Here is a 20,923-nt window from a genome sequence, read left to right on the forward strand (position 1 = left end):
TGGATTCCATGACGACTACGCCTAAACCTTTGGTCCTGATGATTCTCGACGGCTTCGGTCACAGCGACAGCCCCGAATCCAACGCCGTGTTCGCGGCGAAAAAGCCTGTTCTCGATCGCCTCTGGGCCACGGTGCCGAACGGCTTGATCTCGGGCAGCGGCATGGACGTCGGCCTGCCGGACGGGCAGATGGGCAACTCCGAAGTCGGCCACATGAATCTTGGCGCCGGGCGCGTGGTGTATCAGGACTTCACCCGCGTGACTAAAGCGATCCGCGACGGCGAGTTCTTCGAGAATCCGACCATCTGCGCCGCAGTGGATAAAGCCGTGGCCGCCGGCAAGGCCGTGCATTTCATGGGCCTGCTGTCGGATGGCGGTGTGCACAGCCACCAGGATCACCTGATCGCCATGGCCGAGCTGGCGTTCAAGCGCGGCGCGGAAAAAATCTATCTGCACGCTTTCCTCGATGGCCGTGATACGCCACCGAAAAGCGCTGCCTCGTCGATCGAGCTGCTCGACGCGACTTTCCAGGCACTCGGCAAGGGCCGCATCGCCAGCATCATCGGCCGTTATTTCGCCATGGACCGTGACAACCGTTGGGATCGCGTCGCCCAGGCGTACAACCTGATCGTCGACGGCAATGGCGAATTCAACGCCGCCACTGCTCAGGAAGGTCTTGAGGCCGCCTACGCGCGCGGTGAAAGCGACGAATTCGTCAAAGCCACGACCATCGGTGAACCGGTGAAAGTCGAAGACGGCGACGCCGTGGTGTTCATGAATTTCCGTGCCGACCGCGCCCGCGAGCTGACCCGCGTGTTCGTCGAGGACGACTTCAAGGAATTCGAACGCGCCCGTCAGCCGAAACTGGCCGGTTTCGTCATGCTCACCCAATACGCCGCAAGCATCCCGGCACCGTCGGCCTTCGCTGCTGGCAGCCTGGAAAACGTCCTGGGTGATTATCTGGCGAAAAACGGCAAAACCCAGCTGCGCATTGCTGAAACCGAAAAATACGCCCACGTGACCTTCTTCTTCTCTGGCGGTCGTGAAGAACCGTTCCCGGGCGAGGAGCGCATCCTGATCCCGTCGCCGAAAGTCGCTACCTACGACTTGCAGCCGGAAATGAGCGCACCCGAGGTGACCGACCGCATCGTCGATGCCATTGAAAACCAGCGTTACGACGTGATCGTGGTCAACTACGCCAACGGCGACATGGTCGGCCACAGCGGCGTGTTCGACGCAGCGGTCAAAGCCGTCGAATGCCTGGACACCTGCGTCGGGCGCATCGTTGAAGCCCTGGAAAAGGTCGGTGGCGAAGCGCTGATCACGGCCGACCACGGCAACGTCGAGCAGATGGCCGACGAATCCACCGGTCAGGCGCACACCGCGCACACCACCGAGCCGGTGCCGTTCATTTATGTCGGCAAGCGCGACCTCAAGGTACGTGAAGGCGGCGTACTGGCCGACGTAGCGCCAACCATGCTGATGCTGCTGGGCCTGGAAAAACCGGCGGAAATGACCGGGACTTCGATCCTCGTATAAACGACACCAGCCCCTGTGGGAGCGAGCCTGCTCGCGAAAACGGTTGGCCAGACAACAATGATGTTGCCTGGCACGCCGCTTTCGCGAGCAGGCTCGCTCCCACATGGGGTTTTTGGTGTTTTTCAGGCCAGTTATCACACAGCCCCAATTGGGCGTTTTTTTTGCAGCCTCGGGCGGGCATACTAGGCCGTCCCTTACCCTGGTGCCGCCCGCCCCTATGCTTCGCGTCCTGATCGCCCTTGCTCTGACCTGTCTGCTCCAGCCGGCCTTCGCCGACGAGCGCGCGCAAACCCAACAGCAGTTGGACGCCACGCGTCAGGATATCGCCGAGTTGAAAAAGCTCCTCGGCAAGCTGCAGGAAGAGAAATCCGGCGTGCAGAAAGAGCTCAAGGGCACCGAAACCGAGATGGGCAAGCTGCAGAAGCAGGTCGACGCCCTGCAGAAAGAGCTGCAGAAAAGCGAATCCGAGCTGCAACGGCTCGATGCAGAGAAAAAAAAACTCCAGAGCGCGCGCACTGAACAGCAGCGACTGATCGCCATTCAGGCCCGAGCCGCCTACCAGAACGGCCGGCAGGAATACCTCAAGCTGCTGCTCAACCAGCAGAACCCCGAGAAATTCGCCCGCACCCTGACCTATTACGACTACCTGAGCCAGGCCCGCCTGGAACAGCTGAAGAACTTCAACGAAACCCTGCGCCAACTGGCCAATGTCGAAAAAGACATCGGCCTGCAGCAGGCGCAGTTGCTGGTACAGAAAAGCGACCTCGACACTCAGCGCGAAGCACTCGAGAACGTCCGCAAGGAACGTCAGCAGGTGCTTGCCAAGCTCAATGACGACGTAAAAGCGCGCGACCAGAAACTCGCCGCCCGCGAGCAGGATCAGGCAGACCTGTCTAAAGTCCTTAAAACCATTGAAGAAACCCTGGCCCGCCAGGCTCGTGAGGCAGAAGAAGCGCGACAGAAAGCGCTGATCGCCCAGCAGGAAGCGGAAAAAAAGCGCTTGCGTGAGGCGCAGGCTGACAACAGCGACGCCCCACGAAAACCCGTCAGATCAACCCCCGGCGCCCTGGTGTCCAGCAGCGGCGAGACGTTTGGCGGGCCTTTTGCTGCAACCCGGGGAAAACTTCCATGGCCGGTTGATGGTCGATTACTCGCACGCTTCGGTGAAAGCCGCGGCGACGATGCCCGCACCAAGTGGGACGGCGTGATGATCAGCGCCTCCGCCGGCAGCCAGGTGCATGCCGTCCACGGCGGCCGCGTGGTGTTTGCCGACTGGCTGCGCGGTGCCGGGCTGCTGGTGATCCTCGATCACGGCAACGGCTTTTTGAGTCTGTACGGCCACAACCAGACGCTGCTCAAGTCGGCGGGTGATGTGGTCAAAGCGGGTGAGTCGATCTCCACTGTCGGTAACAGTGGCGGTCAGGACACACCAGCGCTGTATTTCGCAATTCGTCAGCAGGGTCACCCGAGTGATCCGGCGCAATGGTGCCGTGCGCAAGGATAAGCGCACCGCCTAATTCAGGAGTTCGTTCGACATGCTGCATTTGTCCCGCCTTACCTCGCTGGCCCTGACGATCGCCCTGGTGATCGGCGCGCCTCTGGCGTTCGCCGCGCAACCGGCTCCGGCCGTCGCTCCGGCAGGCACTGCCGCGACCGCCAAGGCCCCGCTGCCGCTCGAAGAGCTGCGCACCTTCGCCGAGGTCATGGACCGGATCAAAGCCGCGTACGTCGAACCTGTGGACGACAAGACCCTGCTGGAAAACGCGATCAAGGGCATGCTCAGCAACCTTGACCCGCACTCGGCCTACCTGGGCCCGGAAGATTTCACCGAATTGCAGGAAAGCACCAGCGGTGAATTCGGCGGCCTGGGCATCGAAGTTGGCGCCGAGGATGGCTTTATCAAGGTCGTCTCGCCAATCGATGACACCCCGGCGTCGAAGGCCGGCATTCAGGCCGGCGACTTCATCGTCAAGATCAACGGCCAGCCGACACGCGGCCAGACCATGACCGAAGCCGTTGACAAGATGCGCGGCAAGATCGGTCAGAAAATCACCCTGACCCTGGTCCGCGATGGCGGTACGCCGTTCGACGTGACCCTCGCGCGTGCGGTGATTCAAGTGAAGAGTGTCAAGGCACAGTTGCTGGAGTCGGGCTACGGCTACATTCGCATCACCCAGTTCCAGGTCAAGACCGGCGACGAAGTCTCCAAAGCGCTGGCCAAGCTGCGCAAGGACAACGGCAAGAAACTCAACGGCATCATTCTCGATCTGCGCAACAACCCGGGCGGCGTGCTGCAATCGGCGGTGGAAGTGGTTGACCACTTCATCACCAAGGGCCTGATCGTTTACACCAAGGGCCGCATCGCCAACTCCGAACTGCGCTTCTCGGCTACCGGCAAGGACGAAAGCGAAGCAGTGCCGATGGTCGTGCTGATCAACGGCGGCAGCGCCTCGGCCTCGGAAATCGTCGCCGGCGCCCTGCAGGATCAAAAACGCGCGGTGGTCATGGGCACTACCAGTTTCGGTAAGGGCTCGGTGCAGACCGTGCTGCCGCTGAACAACGACCGCGCGCTGAAGATCACCACCGCGCTGTACTTCACGCCGAACGGCCGCTCGATCCAGGCACAGGGCATCGTGCCGGACATCGAAGTGCGCCGCGCGAAGATCACCAACGAAGCCGACAGCGAATACTTCAAGGAAGCCGATCTGCAGGGCCACCTGGGCAACGGCAACGGCGGCGCGGACAAACCAAGCGGTTCCGGCGGCAAGGCCAAAGCGATGCCGCAGGATGACGATTACCAGTTGGCCCAGGCTTTGAGCCTGCTCAAAGGCCTGAGCATCACGTCCGGCCGTTGAGGATGTCGCTGCGTTTTCTGTTCGTTCTGCTGTGCTGTCTGGCGGGTGCTGTTCACGCAGAGCCCGCCAGCCCGCCCCCCCACAAAGCCTACCTGACGCTGATCATCGATGACCTGGGGCAAAACCTGCCCCGGGACCGTCGCGTGCTCGCCCTGCCCGGCCCGGTCACAGCCGCGATCATGCCCGACACCCCGCACGCCACCGAGTTTGCCCGCGAGGCCCATCGCGCCGGCAAGACCGTCATCCTGCACATGCCCATGGACCCGGCCACCGGGCAGTATGCCTGGCATCCGGAACTGCCGATCGAAGAACTTGAAAAACGCCTGAACGCCGCCTTCGCGAAGGTCCCGTTTACCGCTGGCATCAACAACCACATGGGCAGCCGCATGACCGCACAACCCGCGGCGATGGCGTGGTTGATGGCTGAATTGCAGCGGCGACACAAGTTCTTCGTCGACAGCCGCACCAGCGCCCAGACGGTCGCCGCGCAGCAGGCGCAGAAGATCGATCTGGCGAGTGTCTCGCGGGACGTATTCCTCGATGACGAACGCACGGAGGCGGCAATCACCACGCAGTTGCAGACGGCAATCAGCCTGGCGCACAAGCAGGGCTCAGCAGTGATGATCGGTCATCCGTATCCGCAAACCCTCGCGGTGCTCGAGCGTGAAATGCCGAAACTGAAGGCGCAGGGCATCGACTGGATCGATATCCGGCAGATGATCAGCGTACGCAGCAACCGCGCCATGGCCGGCCATGGCAAGGACGGCGTTTACCGGTAAAACCTGTGACGTTGGCAAGATGCATAAATACCACCCGATAACCGTCCCCGTTTCCGATAGTGCGACCTGCAACAGGTCGCGACGCCCTTGCGTCGCCTTTCAACTATCAGGAGATGCAATGCCTACTCATGAGACGACCGCTTTGCCAACCAGGCAAACGCAACCCATCCGCAATGACAACTTGCTGATCAATTTCACCACGGAATTCCTGCGCATCTGGGATACCGCTGGCTCCCGAGCGAAACCGGCGGCCTTCTGGCGGCCCACGCCACCTGCCGATGTGCTGCCGGGTTATTTCCCGTTGGGCGACGTGGCAATTAATGACCATGACAACATCAATGACAGACATGCAGTGGCCGTGGTTTGCGAAGCGGCGACACCCAGTGCGGATCCCGCAAAAGGCAGCGCGCTGCGCCGGCCTGACGACTACGAACTGATCTGGCAAGACACAGGTTCAGGTTCGAAAAAGGACGGGGCGATCTGGCGACCCATTCCTCCGCAAGGGTACGTAGCGCTCGGTTCGGTCAGCTCCGACGGTCGCGCAAAGCCTTCCTTGAACGCTGTCCGCTGCGTCCGCGCCGACCTCGCGATTGCTTCTGGCCTCAATGCACCGGTGTGGACAGACAAGGGCAGTGGAGCCCGGCAAAGCATCAGCACGTGGAGTGCCATTCCGCCTTCGGCGCCTGCGGATGAAATCCATCTGGCGCCAGGCACCTTCGTCGGCGTGAAGGGTTATTCCAAACCCGCCAATTTCAATCTTTATTCCCTGCGCATCCCGATTGTGATTGAGGTCAATGCGCGCCCCGCCGCGCCAGTCCTTGCCGATGTAACACCACCCACCCTGCAGACGCCCGAGCAACCTGCTTACAGCGCTCGACTGCCATGGTTCATCGTGAAAGACCCAAGGCTCTCCCGACGCCAGCAGCTCGATCAGTCATCTGAGTATCTGCTACAGCGCACGGATCATTATCAGCTCGTTGGCCATAGCCACAACACGGAAAACAACAACAGGACTGTCCGCTGGGTCGCACCCCGCCTGCAGCAAAACAACAGACTGCGTATGCTCAGCAACGCCACCTGGATCGAATTCGGTGCGCAGTGGCAAAGCAACCTGTCGCAGCCCTTTATGTTTTCGGCGCGGTTGAACAATGATTTTACCCTGTGTGAAACGCACTCGAACGAATGGCTCAACCCGGCACCTGTCGACGTCGCGGCTATCGTGGCCAGCAACAGCGCGATGGCGGTTTATCTGATTCAGAGTGACTATAGGCTGCTTCGCGCGGACGGTACGCAGATCGGCAGCGCCGTCCGCTACACCGATGGCAAGAACCTGCACTTCAGCGTCTACACACCACCGCAACCGAACGCGACGGTCCTGCCTGCTGAGGCCGCTCACCTGGAAAGCACAACAGTCGATCACGAAGCAGATAACGAAGTCGCAGCGTTGCCAGCAAGCACAGAGCTGCCAGTGACTACAGATAGCGTCCCATGATCTCGTCGACAACACCGTCCTTGCGCATTTGATCAAGCGCAGCCTGCAACCTGGCAACGACTGTATCTGACACATCCTTGTTCAGCGCCAGGTACAACTCGGCGCTGTTGAAGCGCAGCACAGTCTTCAGACCGGTCACGCCATCCTGCCGGGCCAGATAGCGCCCGGCGGGATCACCGGTGGCCCACAGATCGATCTGCCCGTTGACCAGTTTTTTCGCATTGTCCTGATCGCGCAGCACCACGATTGGCTTGAGACCTTGCTTGGCCAGGGTCTCGGCAATGGCATCGCCCTTGTAGGCGCCGATCCTGTATTTGCGCGCGTCTTCCAGTGTGGCGAGGGTGATCTTGCTGTCCGCCTTGGCCAACAGAATCCAGTCGTCCGGCCCGATCGGACCGACCCATTTGAAGAGTTTTTCGCGATCCGGCAGACGCGCCATGACAAAGGCCCCGTAGCCGGGATTTTCCAGGGCAAGTTTGTACACCCGCTCCCAAGGGAAGCGCAGCGTGAGGCTGTAGGTGAGGCCGGCACGCTGGAACATTTCGCGCACGATATCGGTAGCGATGCCGCTGATGTTCTCGCCCTGGGCGAAGTTCTTGCCGTTTTTCGCCATGTTGTATGGCGGGAAGTTTTCGGTGAGAAGCACCAGATCGGTGTCGGGAGCGTTTTCGGCGCGGGCGGTGTGGATGAACAACATCGAGGCGCTGGCGAGAACGAGAAGCAGGCGTTTGATCATGTCGGGCTACCGAAATCCATGGCGTGCCCAAGAGTGCCTTGGGTGCGCCATGGTGTCCACTGGCCTGTACCTTTTTGCGTTGCGACTAGCGCATCACGATGCCGCGTTTGGCCATATAGGCCTTGGCTTCCTGCACGGTGTATTCGCCGAAGTGGAAAATACTCGCCGCCAGCACGGCGCTGGCGTGGCCTTCGAGAATGCCGTCAGCCAGGTGCTGCAGATTGCCGACGCCGCCGGAGGCGATTACCGGAATGCCCAGCGCGTCGCTGATTGCGCGGGTCACGCCGAGGTCGAAACCGTTCTTCATGCCGTCCTGATCCATGCTGGTCAGGAGAATTTCACCGGCACCGAGGCCTTCCATTTTCTTTGCCCACTCGACTGCGTCGAGGCCGGTTGGCTTGCGCCCGCCGTGGGTGAAAATTTCCCAGCGCGGGGTTTCGCCGGGGCCGGAAACCTTTTTCGCGTCGATGGCAACGACGATGCACTGCGAGCCGAAATGCTGCGCCGCTTCGCCGACGAATTCCGGGTTGAACACCGCTGCGGTGTTGATCGACACCTTGTCCGCACCGGCATTGAGCAGGTTGCGGATGTCCTGCACGGTGCGCACGCCACCGCCGACGGTCAGCGGGATGAACACCTGGCTGGCCATGCGTTCGACGGTATGCAGCGTGGTATCGCGGCCATCGACACTGGCGGTGATATCGAGAAAAGTAATCTCGTCGGCACCCTGCTCGTCGTAACGACGGGCGATTTCCACCGGGTCACCGGCGTCACGGATGTTCTCGAACTTCACACCTTTGACGACCCGGCCGTTGTCCACGTCCAGGCAAGGGATGATGCGCTTGGCTAACGCCATAAGACTTAATCTCCGATTAAGAAGCTTCAAGCTTCAAGCTGCAAGAAAGGGCGCATTGCGATCGCGCTTCTAACTTGCAGCTCGCAGCTTGCAACTTGAAGCTGCTTTTATCTGGCCGCGTAGCCATCACAAAAAGCTTGAGCCTCTGCAACATCCAAAGTGCCCTCATAGATCGCGCGGCCCGTGATCGCGCCGATGATGCCCGGCGCCTTGGCATCGAGCAGCGACTTGATGTCACCCAGATTGTGGATGCCGCCGGAGGCGATCACCGGGATCTTCGTCGCCGCAGCCAGCGCAGCGGTGAACGGTACGTTGCAGCCCTGCATCATGCCGTCTTTGGCGATGTCGGTATAAACGATCGACGAGACGCCGTCGGCCTCAAACTGTTTGGCCAGGTCGATGACCTGCACGGTACTGATTTCTGCCCAGCCATCGGTGGCGACGAAACCGTCTTTGGCGTCGAGGCCGACGATGATCTTGCCCGGAAACGCGCGGCAGGCTTCGGCGACGAAGGCCGGATCTTTCACGGCTTTGGTGCCGATGATCACGTAGCTGACGCCGGCCTTGACGTAATGCTCGATGGTTTCCAGCGAACGAATGCCGCCGCCGATCTGGATCGGCAGGTTCGGATAGCGCTTGGCGATCGCAGTGACCACTTGGCCATTGACCGGCTGGCCTTCGAAAGCACCATTCAGATCGACCAGATGCAGACGGCGGCAACCGCCCTCCACCCACTTGGCAGCCATGCTCACCGGGTCATCGGAGAACACCGTGGAATCTTCCATGCGGCCCTGGCGCAGACGTACGCAGGCACCGTCCTTGAGATCGATAGCGGGAATAATCAGCATGCTTTTTCCTTCGTCAAAGAGCTGCAAGCTGCAAGCTATAAGCTGCAAGCACGCATGTATGGCTGTTTCTTGCAGCTGGTAGCTTGAAGCTTGCCGCTGCTCTTAATTTTTTTCGAGCGCCCACAGGTCGCTTTCAATGCTTTCAAACCGCTCTTTGAGGTGGGTCTGCACATCGAAAATCGCCCTGTTGTAATAGTGCGGAGCAATTTCGCGGGTAAACAGCTCAAGAATTTCCGCCGCTTCGAACGAACCCAGGTCCAGCTCGAAACGGTCTTCCATGAACCGCTGAATCTTGCGACTGGCCTCGCTCTCCTGTTCGGGAGTGAGGGTCAGAATCGGCGGCTTGGACTTCTTGACGGCCATTTACCAGCGACCGTCCCACGCGGCGAAGTTCTGCAGCAACTGCAGGCCATGGGTATGGCTTTTTTCCGGGTGGAACTGCACGGCGAAACGCGAGCCATCGGCCAGCGCTGCGGCGAAATCGACCCCGTAGTGACCGCCACCAACCACCTGCCGCGCGTTGGCGGCGGCAATGTAGTAGCTGTGCACGAAGTAGAAACGCGCCATGTCCGGAATGTCATGCCACAGCGGGTGGCTGACCTTCTGCTTTACCTCGTTCCAGCCCATGTGCGGGACTTTCAGGTGCTCGCCGTCTTCATGCAGGTCTTTGCCGAAGAACTTCACCGCACCCGGAAACAGGCCGATGCAGTCGACGCCATCGTTCTCTTCGCTGCTATCGAGCAAGGCCTGCATGCCGACACAGATGCCGAGAAACGGCCGATCCTGACTGACTTCACGCACCAGCGAGTCGAAACCGAGGCGACGAATCTCCGCCATGCAATCGCGAATCGCGCCCACACCGGGAAACACCACGCGGTCAGCTTCGCGGATCACGTCCGCATCGCTGGTGATCAGCACCTTGCCAGCGCCGACGTGTTCCAGCGCCTTGGCCACCGAGTGCAGGTTGCCCATGCCGTAGTCGATAACTGCAACCGTCTGCATTACAGCACGCCTTTGGTCGAAGGCATCTGCCCGGCCATGCGCTCGTCCAGCTCGACGGCCATGCGCAGCGCGCGGCCGAAAGCCTTGAACACGGTTTCGATCTGGTGGTGAGTGTTGGTGCCGCGCAGGTTGTCGATGTGCAGGCTGACCAGCGCATGGTTGACGAAGCCCTGGAAGAATTCCTGGAACAGGTCAACGTCGAAGCCGCCGACAGTGGCACGAGTGTACGGCACGTGCATCTGCAGACCCGGGCGACCGGAGAAATCGATCACCACGCGCGACAGCGCTTCATCGAGCGGCACGTAGGCGTGACCGTAGCGACGGATGCCTTTCTTGTCGCCTATGGCTTTGGCGAACGCCTGGCCGAGGGTAATACCGACGTCTTCCACCGTGTGGTGGTCGTCGATATGCAGATCGCCCTTGCATTCGATATCCAGGTCGATCAACCCGTGACGGGCGATCTGATCCAGCATGTGCTCAAGAAAAGGGACACCGATATCGAATCGGGCCTTTCCGGTGCCATCAAGGTTGATCGAGGCTTTGATCTGGGTTTCCAGAGTGTCGCGCTCGACAGACGCCTTACGTTCGGCCATCACCAGCTCCGCAAAATCATTGGGCGAAAAAGGCAGCCATTATAGGCACGCAGGAAGCAAACAGAAACACGAGAGGTGAGATGGCTGACGGATAGAATGCCCGGCGGTCGCGGGTAGACATGTCCATACAAGCTATTACAGACACACAAAACAACTGTAGGAGTGAGCCTGCTCGCGATGAGGGCCTTCCAGTCACCATGTTTTGTGACTGTCAGACCGCTATCGCGAGCAGGCTCACTCCTACAGAGGTACAACATTTTTACTTAGTGAAACAGTACCGCCGTCTTCTGCAGGGTCACCCACACACCCCACGCCAACGGAATACCGACCACCAGCCACGCAGCGATGGCCAGCGGCTTGCTGCCCGGTGCGGCTTTCCACTCAAGGACCGTGCTGGCATCAGCACCCTTGTCGTGGCCCAGCGCCTGTTCGGCCGCCAGTTCAGCGTCGGTCATGAAGTATTTGTCGGCCACCGGGCGCACCATCAGGTTGCACAGGAAGCCCAGCACCAGCAGGCCGGCGAGGATGTACAGGGTGATATCGTAAGCGGCAGCGCGTTCAACGCCGATGCTCAATTGATATTCACGCAGGTAGTTGACCAGCACCGGACCCAGCACACCGGCAGCAGCCCAGGCGGTCAGCAGACGACCGTGGATCGCGCCGACCATTTGCGTACCGAACAGGTCCGCCAGGTACGCCGGCACCGTGGCAAAACCACCGCCGTACATCGACAGGATGATGCAGAAAGCGCCCACGAACAGCGCAACGTTGCCCAGATGACCCATGTTCGGAATCAGCGCGTACAGGGCAAAACCCAGGGCGAAGAACACGAAGTAAGTGTTTTTGCGACCCAGGTAGTCCGAGAACGAAGCCCAGAAGAACCGGCCGCCGATGTTGAACAGGCTCAGCAGACCGGTAAAACCGGCGGCGATCGCGGCGATCGAAGCCAGTTGACCAGCATCGAGTTGACCGAACGGCACGTCAACGCCCAGCAGCTTGCCGCCGAACACTTCCTGCAACAGTGGCGAAGCCATGCCGAGGATGCCGATACCCGCGGATACGTTCAGGCACAGCACCAGCCACACCAGACGGAATTGCGGGGTTTTCCACGCGACGTTCACGTGGACGTGACGGTTGGTGATCATCGCATTCGAGGCTTTCTTCGCCGGCGCGGTCCAGCCTTCAGGCTTCCAGCCGGTTGGCGGCACGCGGTAGGACAGTGCGCCACCGATCATGAACACGAAGTAGATCGCAGCCATGGCCACGAAGCTCTGCCAAACGCCCACGCCTTCAGCCGAAGCGAAGTGGCTCATCAGCGCTGTTGCCAGCGGTGCGCCGACCATCGCGCCGCCACCGAAGCCCATGATCGCCATACCGGTCGCCATGCCGCGCTTGTCCGGGAACCATTTGATCAGGGTCGACACTGGCGAGATATAGCCCAGGCCCAGACCGATACCGCCGATCACCCCGGAGCCGATCCACATCAGCCAGATCTGGTGGGTATAGATACCCAGTGCCGAGATCAACAGACCGCCACACCAGCACAGTGCCGAAACCACGCCTGCCTTGCGTGGCCCGGCATGTTCCAGCCAGCCACCCCAGATCGCTGCCGAGCAGCCGAGGAAGATGAAGAACAGCGTGTAGATCCAGCCGAGCATGGAGATCGGCCAGTCGCAGTTCGAGGAAAATACCTGTGCGATGAAGCTCATGTCCGGTGCGCAAGCCACCGGCGCAGTGACGCCCAGTGCCTTGGACAGCGGCAACCAGAACACCGAAAAGCCATAGGCCATGCCGATGCACAGGTGAATGGCCAAAGCGGCCGGTGGAACCAGCCAGCGGTTGAAACCGGGCTTGGCGATGATGCGTTCCTTGGACAGGAACGCAGGCTGGTCGGCGCGCAGGCCGTCCGCCGTGATGCTCGTGCTCATTGTGTATCCCCCAATTGTTAGTATGGTTCGCCAGCCACTGCTCACCCTCGGCCTTATGCACGCAGGCATGACCGTTTTTTTCAGGTGAAGCTCCTTGAAGGCGCGACGTTAAGTCGCAGACGGGCGGACGAACTGGCGAAGGTTACCATTCTCAGGTGACAGAAAAACCAAACTGATATCACCTTTTTTCAAGTCATCTGTTCTCGTACCACTCAGGAAACGACCATGCCGATCACCGTTCAGGTGCTACAAGACGCCAGTTATCAGGATCAGCAGGACTTGCAGAAGATCTATCGCGACGCGCCAGCATGGCTGTTAGCGCCGTTTTCCGGGGAGTCCGCACTGATCGAAAGCAGCCTCGCCGACGGTTCTCTGATTGCCGGACGCTTCAACGATCGCCTGCTCGGTGCCGGGCGTCTGCAAAGGCACCACAATGTCTGGTACTTGTCCCATTTATGCGTGCGAAAAGTTACCCGCCGTCGCGGAGTCGCCGAACGGTTGGTGAACCAAGCGCAGGAAATGGCGTCGCAAGCGGGGGCTGAACTGCGCCTGCTCGCGCCCGTCGGGCAGGTCGAGGCGCAAGCGCTCGCGGGAAAATTGCACATAATCCTGGACGTACTGGCAACAGGACGCCACAGCGAACCGGGCCATTGCAGCGCTATACTCCCCGGCTAAATTTACGAATTCGACTCATTACAAGGACTCGCCCATGAAAGCGTTCGGCAAAATCCTGGGTCTGGTGCTTCTCGGGTTGTTGCTGATCATCGTGGCGGCAGGCTTTGCCCTGACCCACCTCTTCGATCCCAACGACTACAAAGACGAGATCCGCCAGATAGCTCGCGACAAGGCCCACATCGAGCTGACGCTCAATGGCGATATCGGCTGGAGCCTGTTCCCGTGGCTTGGCCTGGAATTGCACGAAGCCAGCGTCGCCACCCTGGCCAAACCTGCCGAACCGTTCGCCGACCTGCAGATGCTCGGCCTGTCGGTGCGCGTGCTGCCGCTGCTGCGCCGCGAAGTGCAAATGAGCGATGTACGCGTCGAGGGCCTGAACTTGCGCCTGAACCGCGACAAGAACGGTCACGGCAACTGGGAAGACATCGGCAAGTTGCCGGTTGCGCCTGGTACAACGCCGCCGGCCAAGACCGACACGCCTGCCAGCGAACCGACCGTTGCCGTGGAAAAACCGGCGCAGCCGATCCGCCTCGACATCGACAGCCTGACCGTCAACAACGCTCGCGTTGAATACACTGACGAATTGACCGGCAAGCAATTCAGCGCCGAAAGCATCCAGTTGAGCACCGGCCCGGTCCACGACTCGACCAATATTCCGGTTAAAGCCACCGCGTTTCTCGGCACCAATCAACCGGTGCTGCGCGTGCGCACCGAACTCAGCGGCGAGTTGCGCTTCGAACGCGCCGTACAACGCTACAAGTTCGAAGACCTGAAGCTGTCCGGCGAACTGGCCGGCGATCCGCTGCAAGGCAAGACCATGACCTTCTCGGCGCAAGGGCAGTTGTTGCTGGATAAAGCCGCGAATGTCGCCGAATGGACCGGCATCAAGCTTTCCGCCAATCAGCTGCGCGCCTTGGGCGAACTGAAAGCCAACGACCTCGACAAGACGCCGCAGATCAGCGGTGGCATCTCTATCGCCCAGTTTGATTTGGCGAAATTCGTCGACAGCATCGGGCAGACACTACCTGCTATGGCCGAAGGCAGTCTGAGCAAGGTCGAACTGGTCAGCCGCATCGCGGCCACGCCCACCAGCGTCGCCTTTGACAACATCAACCTGAAGCTCGACGACAGCAGCATCAGCGGCCGTATCGCCGTCGAAGACTTCGCCAAGCAATCGCTGCGGATGATCCTCAAGGCTGACACCTTCAACGCCGACCGTTATCTGCCGCCGAAATCGGCACAGGCCAACAGCGCCACGCAAACGCGTCAGGCCGAAGTCGCCAGCACCGAGGCCGGTGCCGTCGCAGGTACCACGCCGCTGCCGGACAAACCCAGCAAGACCGCCTGGAGCACCGAGCGCCTGCTGCCGGTCGAACGTCTGGCCAAACTTGATGTGGACGCTGACCTTAGCTTCGGCCAACTGATCCTCGACAAGCTGCCGATCGACAACGCCGCGCTCAAGGCCAGCGGTCAGGGTGGCCTGCTGACCCTGACCAACCTCAGCGGCGATCTGTACAACGGCGGATTCGTCGCCAATGGCACGCTCGATGTGCGCCCGAGCGCGCCGGTGCTGAATCTGCAGACTCGACTCAATCGCGTTCCCGCAGAAAAGATCATCGAAAGCCAAGGCAAGAACCCGCCGGTCAAAGGCCTGGTGACACTTACCAGCAGCTTCACCGGCAGTGGCAACAGCCAGCAGGCGCTGATCGATACGCTGAACGGCAACGCCAGTTTCGTCATCAACAACGGCGTGCTGCTCAATGCCAACCTTGAGCAGCAACTGTGCAAAGGCATCGCCACGCTCAATCGCAAGGCCCTCAGCGGCGAGCCGCGCGGCAAGGACACGCCGTTCGAAGAACTCAAGGGCAACCTGACCGTACGCAACGGCGTCGCCAGCAACCCGGACCTGAAAGTGCGCATCCCCGGCATGACCGTCAACGGTGACGGTGACATCGACCTGCGCGTACTCGGCATGGATTACCGCGTCGGCATCATCGTCGAAGGCGACACCAGCGCCATGCCTGACCCGGCCTGCCAGGTTGGCGAAAAATTCGTCGGCGTCGAATGGCCACTGCGCTGCCGGGGGCCGCTGGAACTCGGCGCCAAGGCCTGCCGCATCGACAATGATCGCCTCGGCCAGGTTGCGAGCAAAATGGCCGGCGACAAGCTCAGCGAAAAGATCGACGAAAAGCTGGGCGACAAAGTCAGCCCGGAACTGAAAAACGCATTGAAGGGGCTGTTCAAGCGATGACAGCGGAGCAGTTTTCCACCGCGGTGCTCGACTGGTTCGACCGCCACGGCCGCCACGATCTGCCCTGGCAACAGAACATCAACCCGTATCGGGTGTGGGTGTCGGAGATCATGTTGCAGCAGACCCAGGTCAGCACCGTGCTCAATTATTTCGAGCGCTTCATGAGCGCGCTGCCGACCGTCGAAGCGCTGGCCGCAGCGCCGGAAGACGAGGTGCTGCATCTGTGGACCGGGCTGGGTTACTACACCCGCGCGCGCAATTTGCAGAAAACCGCGAAGATCGTTGTCAGCCAGTATGGCGGCGAGTTTCCGCGCGACGTTGAAAAACTCACCGAACTGCCGGGCATCGGCCTGTCCACAGCTGGCGCCATCGCCAGCATCAGCATGGGCCTGCGCGCGCCGATCCTCGACGGCAACGTCAAACGTGTGCTGGCGCGTTTTACCGCGCAGGAGGGTTACCCCGGCGAGCCAAAGGTCGCCAAACAGCTGTGGGCCAACGCTGAGCGCTTCACGCCGCACGATCGGGTCAACGCCTACACCCAGGCGATGATGGATCTCGGCGCCACGCTCTGCACGCGCAGCAAACCGAGCTGCCTGCTGTGCCCGCTGGAGCGTGGCTGCGAAGCGCACATGCTCGGCCTGGAAACCCGCTATCCGATTCCCAAGCCGCGCAAAGCCATCCCGCAAAAGCGCACGCTGATGCCGATGCTCGCCAACGGCGAAGGCGCGATTCTGCTTTATCGCCGCCCTTCTACGGGGCTGTGGGGCGGTTTGTGGAGCCTGCCGGAGCTGGATGACCTCGACGACCTGCAACATCTGGCCGATCAGCATTCGTTGACCATGGGCCAGCAGCAGGCGCTGCCAAGCCTTGTCCACACCTTCAGTCATTTCCAGTTGTCCATCGAGCCCTGGCTGGTTCAGGTGCAGGAGGCCGCCCATCACGTGGCCGAGGCCGACTGGCTCTGGTATAACCTCGCCACCCCGCCGCGCCTGGGCCTCGCCGCCCCGGTCAAGACCTTGCTCGAACGCGCGGCCGCCGTCTTGAATGCAGGAGAATTGCCATGACCCGCACCGTAATGTGCCGCAAGTACAAAGAAGAACTGCCCGCGCTGGAACGCGCCCCGTTCCCGGGTGCCAAGGGCCAGGATATTTTCGACCACGTCTCGGCGAAGGCCTGGGCCGACTGGCAGAAACACCAGACCCTGCTGATCAACGAAAAGCGTCTGAACATGATGAACGCCGAAGACCGCAAATTCCTTCAGGGCGAAATGGACAAGTACTTCTCCGGCGAGGAATACGCCAAGGCCGAAGGCTACGTGCCGCCGTCCGAATAACCCGGGGTTTTCGTAAGCGACGGAATTAATTTAAGAAATTTTCAAAAAGTCGTTGACGTAAATCCGAAAAACCCTTTTAATGCGCCCCGTTGCCCAGATAGCTCAGTCGGTAGAGCAGGGGATTGAAAATCCCCGTGTCGGCGGTTCGATTCCGTCTCTGGGCACCAAATACCGAAAACCCTGAATCGCAAGATTCAGGGTTTTTTTATGCCTGCGATTTGGTAAAGGTGCGTCCCGCCCCTTGATCCGCGCTACCATCAGCACCCCTTACGGAAGAGGGCAATCCCCGCAATGAACCAGAAACGAACCCGCGTGCCCCTGCCCCATCCGCCGCCGCACCGGGAAAGTCCGGTGTCCAGAGGGCTGGCAATCATGATTAGCCTGTTTCTGATCGGTACCGGCGCGTTGCTGGGCTACTCGGCCATCGACGGCGTTATCCACGAGACGATCACCACCGCCACGCGCGGCGGGCCGACCAAGGTCTACACCCTCGCCGGGCAGCCGGGCGCGTACTGGTTTCACGTCGTACTCCAAGGTCTGTTCGGCGTGTTGCTGCTGGCCGCAGGCCTGGCGTGGCACAGACTGATGCGCATTGACAAACCCGCAGCCAGAACCCAACGCAAATCGCGTTCGCGCTAACGGTTGTCGCCACGCGTACGAAACGGACTACAGACGCCTCCCCGGTAAAGCCTTGGTCCTCGGCAACGTCCTGCAATGGCAATCTCTTCTTCCTGCGGACTTCACCGTCTCCCCCGACATACTCAAGCGGCGACAATCGTCATGCTCTTGCGTCTGTTCACCCTGACGCGGAAGACCCGATGAGCCAGCTAACACCTGCTGACACGCAAGATCCGAAAATCGATTCACTGCTGGGCGAACTGGGCGAGCTGATTCGCCAGGCGCGGCAAAAAGTGCTGCGCGCGGTTGATACGATTCAAGTGCAGACGTGTTGGCAGATCGGCCGGCATATTGTTGAGTTTGAACAGAAAGGCGCTCAGCGGGCGGGCTATGGCCAGCAGTTGCTGGCGCTGCTGGCGAAGGATCTGACGGGGCAATTCGGGAAGGGGTTTGATGAACGCAATCTGCGATATATGCGCAGCTTTTATCAGTCTTTTCCAATTTGGAACGCAGTGCGTTCCGAATTGAGCTGGACCCATTACCGCCGCTTGCTACGCGTCGAAAACGAAAAAGCGCGCCTCTGGTACATGAACGAATGCGCCGACCTCAACTGGTCAAGCCGCGCCCTTGATCGGCAAATCCTGACGCTCTACTACGAGCGCCTGCTCATGAGCCAGGACAAAACCGAAGTGGTCGAGGAAGCGACCACCAACATCAATGCGATGAAATGCAATCCACGGGAATTCATTCGCGATCCGGTCATGCTCGAATTCCTTGGCCTGCCCTCGGCGGGAAAAGTCAGAGAGAGCGGGCTCGAACAAGCTCTCATCGATCACCTGCAGAGCTTTTTGCTCGAACTGGGCAAAGGCTTTTCCTTTGTCGCTCGGCAACAACGCATCAGCACCGACGGCGTTGACCTCTATATCGATCTAGTGTTCTACAACTACCTGCTCAAATGCTTCGTGATCATCGACCTTAAACGCGGCAAGCTCAGCGCCCGCGACGTCGGGCAGATGGACATGTATGTGCGCATGTACGACGAGCTCAAGCGCAGCGAGGGCGACAAGCCGACTGTCGGCATCATTCTGAGCGCCGAGAGCAACGACTCGGTTGCGCGCTATTCAATGCTCAAAGGCAATGAGCAACTGTTCGCCAGCAGTTACAAGACGATACTGCCTAGCGAAGAAGAGTTACGCGCCGAACTGAACCGCGAACAGGCGCTGATTGAAGAACGCATGCTCACCCAATCCGCTGAATAAACCGGCTGGATTGTTCACAGACACCACTGAGACTATCGTTGGCAACTCTCCGCCGAGGTCGAGCGCCATGAGCAGTCAGCACACAACCGAACTGGAAGACGCCGAATGGAGCCAACCGGTTCTGACAGCAAGCGAAGGTATCGCCTTCAACGAAACCGCCGACGACGGCTATGCACTCGGCGGTTTCACCTGGCGCCACCCCTCGCCCGACCCGCAACGCTCGGTGATCATCATCAACGCTGCCACTTCCGTACGCTGCCGTCACTATTCACGTTTCGCGGCTTATCTGTTCAGCCACGGCTTCGACGTAATGACCTATGACTATCGAGGCATCGGTGAATCACGCCGCACTTCGATCAAAGGCTTGAATGCGTCATGGACGGATTGGGGCGCGCTGGATTTCGAAGCGATGCTCAAACGTGCGCAGCGGGAGTTTCCCGGGCAGCCGATCGATGTGGTCGGCCACAGTTTCGGCGGTTGCGCGGCGGGGCTGGCCGAATCCGGGAGCGTCATCCGACGGCTGGTCACCGTCGGCGCGCAGTTCGCGTACTGGCGCGACTACGCTCCCGAGCAGCGCTGGCGCATGCTGGGCAAATGGCATGTGGTCATGCCTTTGCTGACGCTGCTCTGCGGCTTTTTCCCGGGTAAGCGGCTCGGCTGGCTGGAAGACACACCAAAGGGCGTTGTACGCGACTGGAGCACGCCTGCCGCGCGTTTCGAACAGCGCCCGAGCGGTCGCGTTCTGGTGCAGAAGACCGGTGCCCTGCCCTTCACCAACGTCCGCGCGCAAACTCTGGCCATCAGCATCAGCGATGACCCTTACGGCACGATCCCGGCCATCGAGCGCCTGCTCGACTACTTCAGCAACGCGACAAAAATTCACCTGCGTATCGAGCCGCGGGACATTGGCGAACGACAAGTCGGACATTTCGCCTTTTTTCGCAGCGCATACCAAGCCACACTATGGCCCATCGCTCTGACCTGGCTGCAGACCGGCGCACTGGCCTCCGATACACCCGGCCGGCAAGTCCCGCGCAGCTGAGCCCTTCCCAACGCACGACGGAACACATCATGGCCTCCGCCAACAAGCAGCAAAAACGCGCCGCCCGGGCCAAGACCAAGGCCAAGCAGAACCGCACCAAACGCGCCGAGACACCGGTCGAGCTGGACCCGAACGATGACCGCATCGACTTCGAATCGGTGGACCTCACCGAGCTGTTCAAGAAAATGATCGACGCCGAGAAGATCAGCCAGCAAGCGATGTGCAGCGCCTTCCTCGAAGACCCACTGCTGGAACTGGTCTATGAACAGGAAGGCGAAGAAGGCGCGATGGATTTCATCCTTGCCGCTTTGATCGAATATCGCCAGTGGTCGCAGGAAACCGACGAGGCCGGTGCGCTGGCGTGGATCGAATCCCCGGCCTTCCAGGCCGACTATGTGGCCGCGTCCGACGCGATTGCCGCACAAACCCAACAGAAGAACTGAGTTCCCATGGCATCCCTGAACAAGCAACAGAAACGCGCCAAACGCGCCAAGGCCAAAGCCAAGCAAATTCGCATGGTCGGTCGTAAACCGCTGGATCAGGACGAAGACCTCGGTCACCTCGCCGAACCGATCCCGGAATACACTCTGGCAATGTTCAGCAAAATGCGCGACGCCGAAGCCGTCAGCCGCAACGAGATGTTGCTGACGCTGCTGCGCGAACTGGCCTTCATCATCGTCGATCATCCTGAACTGCTCGACATGGAAAACGCCGACAACGAAGGCATGGCCGCCACGCACCTGGCCGCCGACATGCTGATCGACTACCGCATGTGGGCCGACGGCATGACAATCGAAGAAGCCCAGGCCTGGCTGAGCGAACCGCAGTTCATCACCGATTTCGGGGTGGCGCTGGATGCTTATGGCAAATCGGTGGAAGATAGCGAGCCCAAAGCCGAATAAATCCTTTTGTGCCTGACCTTCATGCACATCCAATACAAGGAGGTCAGGTGAAAAAGACGGACTCATACAAAGACGAGCAGTTGTCAAAGCCGAGCGACTCGGCATCCCTTCAAAGCGATATTCATAGCTCCAAGGAGCCAACGAAGTGGGATGAATGGTTCGACGCAGATAACTGCAGCTCAGACTTTATGGCGTCGCGAGACCAAAGCTGAATCA

At 60.2% G+C, this 20,923-nt stretch carries 21 protein-coding genes and 1 tRNA gene; 15 read left to right on the top strand and 7 right to left on the bottom strand.

Annotation, left to right across the window (positions count from 1 at the left end; all coding sequences use genetic code 11):
• Positions 1-8 precede the first annotated feature (8 nt).
• The 5 genes from gpmI to V6F91_RS14650 all read left to right on the top strand — a co-directional run bounded on the left by gpmI (position 9) and on the right by V6F91_RS14650 (position 6,664).
• The gene (gene gpmI / locus V6F91_RS14630; RefSeq protein ID WP_332765561.1) at positions 9-1,538 is read left to right on the top strand and encodes a 2,3-bisphosphoglycerate-independent phosphoglycerate mutase; all 1,530 of its coding nucleotides are present in this window, start codon (positions 9-11) and stop codon (positions 1,536-1,538) included.
• Between the two features lie 217 nt (positions 1,539-1,755).
• Positions 1,756-3,042 carry a murein hydrolase activator EnvC gene (locus tag V6F91_RS14635; protein WP_332765563.1) on the top strand — a complete coding sequence of 429 codons (1,287 nt, stop codon included), beginning with the start codon at positions 1,756-1,758 and terminating at the stop codon, positions 3,040-3,042.
• A gap of 31 nt (positions 3,043-3,073) precedes the next feature.
• Entirely contained in the window at positions 3,074-4,393 is a 1,320-nt protein-coding gene (locus V6F91_RS14640) for a S41 family peptidase (RefSeq protein ID WP_332765565.1), read from the top strand.
• A 2-nt stretch (positions 4,394-4,395) separates the two neighbouring features.
• Positions 4,396-5,172, top strand: coding sequence for a divergent polysaccharide deacetylase family protein (locus V6F91_RS14645; RefSeq protein ID WP_332765567.1), 777 nt, complete (start codon positions 4,396-4,398; stop codon positions 5,170-5,172).
• Between the two features lie 118 nt (positions 5,173-5,290).
• Positions 5,291-6,664, top strand: a complete 1,374-nt coding sequence (locus V6F91_RS14650) for a Vps62-related protein (protein ID WP_332765568.1) — start codon at positions 5,291-5,293, stop codon at positions 6,662-6,664.
• Here V6F91_RS14650 and V6F91_RS14655 read toward each other — a convergent pair.
• The 7 genes from V6F91_RS14655 to V6F91_RS14685 all read right to left on the bottom strand — a co-directional run bounded on the left by V6F91_RS14655 (position 6,645) and on the right by V6F91_RS14685 (position 12,627).
• Positions 6,645-7,400, bottom strand: a complete 756-nt coding sequence (locus V6F91_RS14655) for an ABC transporter substrate-binding protein (protein WP_332765570.1) — start codon at positions 7,398-7,400, stop codon at positions 6,645-6,647. The two genes, V6F91_RS14650 and V6F91_RS14655, sit on opposite strands and share 20 nt — an antisense overlap.
• Before the next feature lie 85 nt (positions 7,401-7,485).
• On the bottom strand, positions 7,486-8,256 hold the full coding sequence (gene hisF / locus V6F91_RS14660; RefSeq protein ID WP_007909211.1) for an imidazole glycerol phosphate synthase subunit HisF: 771 nt from the start codon (positions 8,254-8,256) through the stop codon (positions 7,486-7,488).
• Positions 8,257-8,363: 107 nt separating this feature from the next.
• Entirely contained in the window at positions 8,364-9,104 is a 741-nt protein-coding gene (hisA, locus tag V6F91_RS14665) for a 1-(5-phosphoribosyl)-5-[(5-phosphoribosylamino)methylideneamino]imidazole-4-carboxamide isomerase (protein ID WP_332765573.1), read from the bottom strand.
• 102 nt (positions 9,105-9,206) lie between these two features.
• Positions 9,207-9,467: a DUF2164 domain-containing protein gene (locus tag V6F91_RS14670; RefSeq protein ID WP_016772123.1), complete on the bottom strand. Its 261-nt coding sequence runs from the start codon at positions 9,465-9,467 to the stop codon at positions 9,207-9,209.
• Entirely contained in the window at positions 9,468-10,106 is a 639-nt protein-coding gene (hisH, locus tag V6F91_RS14675) for an imidazole glycerol phosphate synthase subunit HisH (RefSeq protein WP_311885034.1), read from the bottom strand.
• Complete coding sequence (hisB, locus tag V6F91_RS14680; protein ID WP_007909204.1) at positions 10,106-10,699, bottom strand: imidazoleglycerol-phosphate dehydratase HisB; 594 nt, start codon at positions 10,697-10,699, stop codon at positions 10,106-10,108. Before hisB ends, hisH begins: the two co-directional genes overlap by 1 nt.
• 263 nt (positions 10,700-10,962) lie before the next feature.
• Positions 10,963-12,627 (bottom strand): OFA family MFS transporter, encoded by a 1,665-nt coding sequence (locus tag V6F91_RS14685; RefSeq protein WP_332765575.1) that lies wholly within the window; start codon positions 12,625-12,627, stop codon positions 10,963-10,965.
• Positions 12,628-12,852: 225 nt separating this feature from the next.
• On the opposite strand from V6F91_RS14685, the gene V6F91_RS14690 reads away from it, so the two are divergent.
• From V6F91_RS14690 to V6F91_RS14735, 10 genes are all read left to right on the top strand, one after another.
• Positions 12,853-13,302, top strand: coding sequence for an acetyl-CoA sensor PanZ family protein (locus V6F91_RS14690; protein WP_332765577.1), 450 nt, complete (start codon positions 12,853-12,855; stop codon positions 13,300-13,302).
• Between the two features lie 34 nt (positions 13,303-13,336).
• Positions 13,337-15,553, top strand: a complete 2,217-nt coding sequence (locus tag V6F91_RS14695; RefSeq protein WP_332765579.1) for an AsmA family protein — start codon at positions 13,337-13,339, stop codon at positions 15,551-15,553.
• Positions 15,550-16,617, top strand: coding sequence for an A/G-specific adenine glycosylase (mutY, locus tag V6F91_RS14700; protein WP_332765581.1), 1,068 nt, complete (start codon positions 15,550-15,552; stop codon positions 16,615-16,617). Before V6F91_RS14695 ends, mutY begins: the two co-directional genes overlap by 4 nt.
• Positions 16,614-16,886, top strand: a complete 273-nt coding sequence (locus V6F91_RS14705) for an oxidative damage protection protein (RefSeq protein WP_332765583.1) — start codon at positions 16,614-16,616, stop codon at positions 16,884-16,886. The genes mutY and V6F91_RS14705 overlap by 4 nt, the downstream gene beginning before the upstream one ends.
• A gap of 91 nt (positions 16,887-16,977) precedes the next feature.
• Positions 16,978-17,053: transfer RNA gene (locus V6F91_RS14710), tRNA-Phe, on the top strand.
• 205 nt (positions 17,054-17,258) lie between these two features.
• A complete protein-coding gene (locus V6F91_RS14715; RefSeq protein WP_332765585.1) occupies positions 17,259-17,525 on the top strand; it encodes a hypothetical protein in 267 nt (88 codons plus the stop codon).
• 179 nt (positions 17,526-17,704) lie between these two features.
• Positions 17,705-18,763, top strand: coding sequence for a PDDEXK nuclease domain-containing protein (locus tag V6F91_RS14720; protein WP_332765587.1), 1,059 nt, complete (start codon positions 17,705-17,707; stop codon positions 18,761-18,763).
• A 67-nt stretch (positions 18,764-18,830) separates the two neighbouring features.
• Positions 18,831-19,805 carry an alpha/beta fold hydrolase gene (locus V6F91_RS14725; RefSeq protein WP_332765589.1) on the top strand — a complete coding sequence of 325 codons (975 nt, stop codon included), beginning with the start codon at positions 18,831-18,833 and terminating at the stop codon, positions 19,803-19,805.
• 29 nt (positions 19,806-19,834) lie between these two features.
• Complete coding sequence (locus tag V6F91_RS14730; protein WP_101156801.1) at positions 19,835-20,248, top strand: hypothetical protein; 414 nt, start codon at positions 19,835-19,837, stop codon at positions 20,246-20,248.
• Between the two features lie 6 nt (positions 20,249-20,254).
• Positions 20,255-20,707 carry a hypothetical protein gene (locus tag V6F91_RS14735; protein WP_332765594.1) on the top strand — a complete coding sequence of 151 codons (453 nt, stop codon included), beginning with the start codon at positions 20,255-20,257 and terminating at the stop codon, positions 20,705-20,707.
• Positions 20,708-20,923 lie beyond the last annotated feature (216 nt).

This window comes from Pseudomonas koreensis (assembly GCF_036668835.1).
Taxonomy (GTDB): Bacteria; Pseudomonadota; Gammaproteobacteria; order Pseudomonadales; family Pseudomonadaceae; genus Aquipseudomonas; species Aquipseudomonas koreensis_I.

Coding starts and splice junctions, on each gene's coding strand:
- gpmI (WP_332765561.1), top strand. CDS start 9: ATGACGACTACGCCTAAACCTTTGGTCCTGATGATTCTCGACGGCTTC.
- V6F91_RS14635 (WP_332765563.1), top strand. CDS start 1,756: ATGCTTCGCGTCCTGATCGCCCTTGCTCTGACCTGTCTGCTCCAGCCG.
- V6F91_RS14640 (WP_332765565.1), top strand. CDS start 3,074: ATGCTGCATTTGTCCCGCCTTACCTCGCTGGCCCTGACGATCGCCCTG.
- V6F91_RS14645 (WP_332765567.1), top strand. CDS start 4,396: ATGTCGCTGCGTTTTCTGTTCGTTCTGCTGTGCTGTCTGGCGGGTGCT.
- V6F91_RS14650 (WP_332765568.1), top strand. CDS start 5,291: ATGCCTACTCATGAGACGACCGCTTTGCCAACCAGGCAAACGCAACCC.
- V6F91_RS14655 (WP_332765570.1), bottom strand. CDS start 7,400: ATGATCAAACGCCTGCTTCTCGTTCTCGCCAGCGCCTCGATGTTGTTC.
- hisF (WP_007909211.1), bottom strand. CDS start 8,256: ATGGCGTTAGCCAAGCGCATCATCCCTTGCCTGGACGTGGACAACGGC.
- hisA (WP_332765573.1), bottom strand. CDS start 9,104: ATGCTGATTATTCCCGCTATCGATCTCAAGGACGGTGCCTGCGTACGT.
- V6F91_RS14670 (WP_016772123.1), bottom strand. CDS start 9,467: ATGGCCGTCAAGAAGTCCAAGCCGCCGATTCTGACCCTCACTCCCGAA.
- hisH (WP_311885034.1), bottom strand. CDS start 10,106: ATGCAGACGGTTGCAGTTATCGACTACGGCATGGGCAACCTGCACTCG.
- hisB (WP_007909204.1), bottom strand. CDS start 10,699: ATGGCCGAACGTAAGGCGTCTGTCGAGCGCGACACTCTGGAAACCCAG.
- V6F91_RS14685 (WP_332765575.1), bottom strand. CDS start 12,627: ATGAGCACGAGCATCACGGCGGACGGCCTGCGCGCCGACCAGCCTGCG.
- V6F91_RS14690 (WP_332765577.1), top strand. CDS start 12,853: ATGCCGATCACCGTTCAGGTGCTACAAGACGCCAGTTATCAGGATCAG.
- V6F91_RS14695 (WP_332765579.1), top strand. CDS start 13,337: ATGAAAGCGTTCGGCAAAATCCTGGGTCTGGTGCTTCTCGGGTTGTTG.
- mutY (WP_332765581.1), top strand. CDS start 15,550: ATGACAGCGGAGCAGTTTTCCACCGCGGTGCTCGACTGGTTCGACCGC.
- V6F91_RS14705 (WP_332765583.1), top strand. CDS start 16,614: ATGACCCGCACCGTAATGTGCCGCAAGTACAAAGAAGAACTGCCCGCG.
- V6F91_RS14715 (WP_332765585.1), top strand. CDS start 17,259: ATGATTAGCCTGTTTCTGATCGGTACCGGCGCGTTGCTGGGCTACTCG.
- V6F91_RS14720 (WP_332765587.1), top strand. CDS start 17,705: ATGAGCCAGCTAACACCTGCTGACACGCAAGATCCGAAAATCGATTCA.
- V6F91_RS14725 (WP_332765589.1), top strand. CDS start 18,831: ATGAGCAGTCAGCACACAACCGAACTGGAAGACGCCGAATGGAGCCAA.
- V6F91_RS14730 (WP_101156801.1), top strand. CDS start 19,835: ATGGCCTCCGCCAACAAGCAGCAAAAACGCGCCGCCCGGGCCAAGACC.
- V6F91_RS14735 (WP_332765594.1), top strand. CDS start 20,255: ATGGCATCCCTGAACAAGCAACAGAAACGCGCCAAACGCGCCAAGGCC.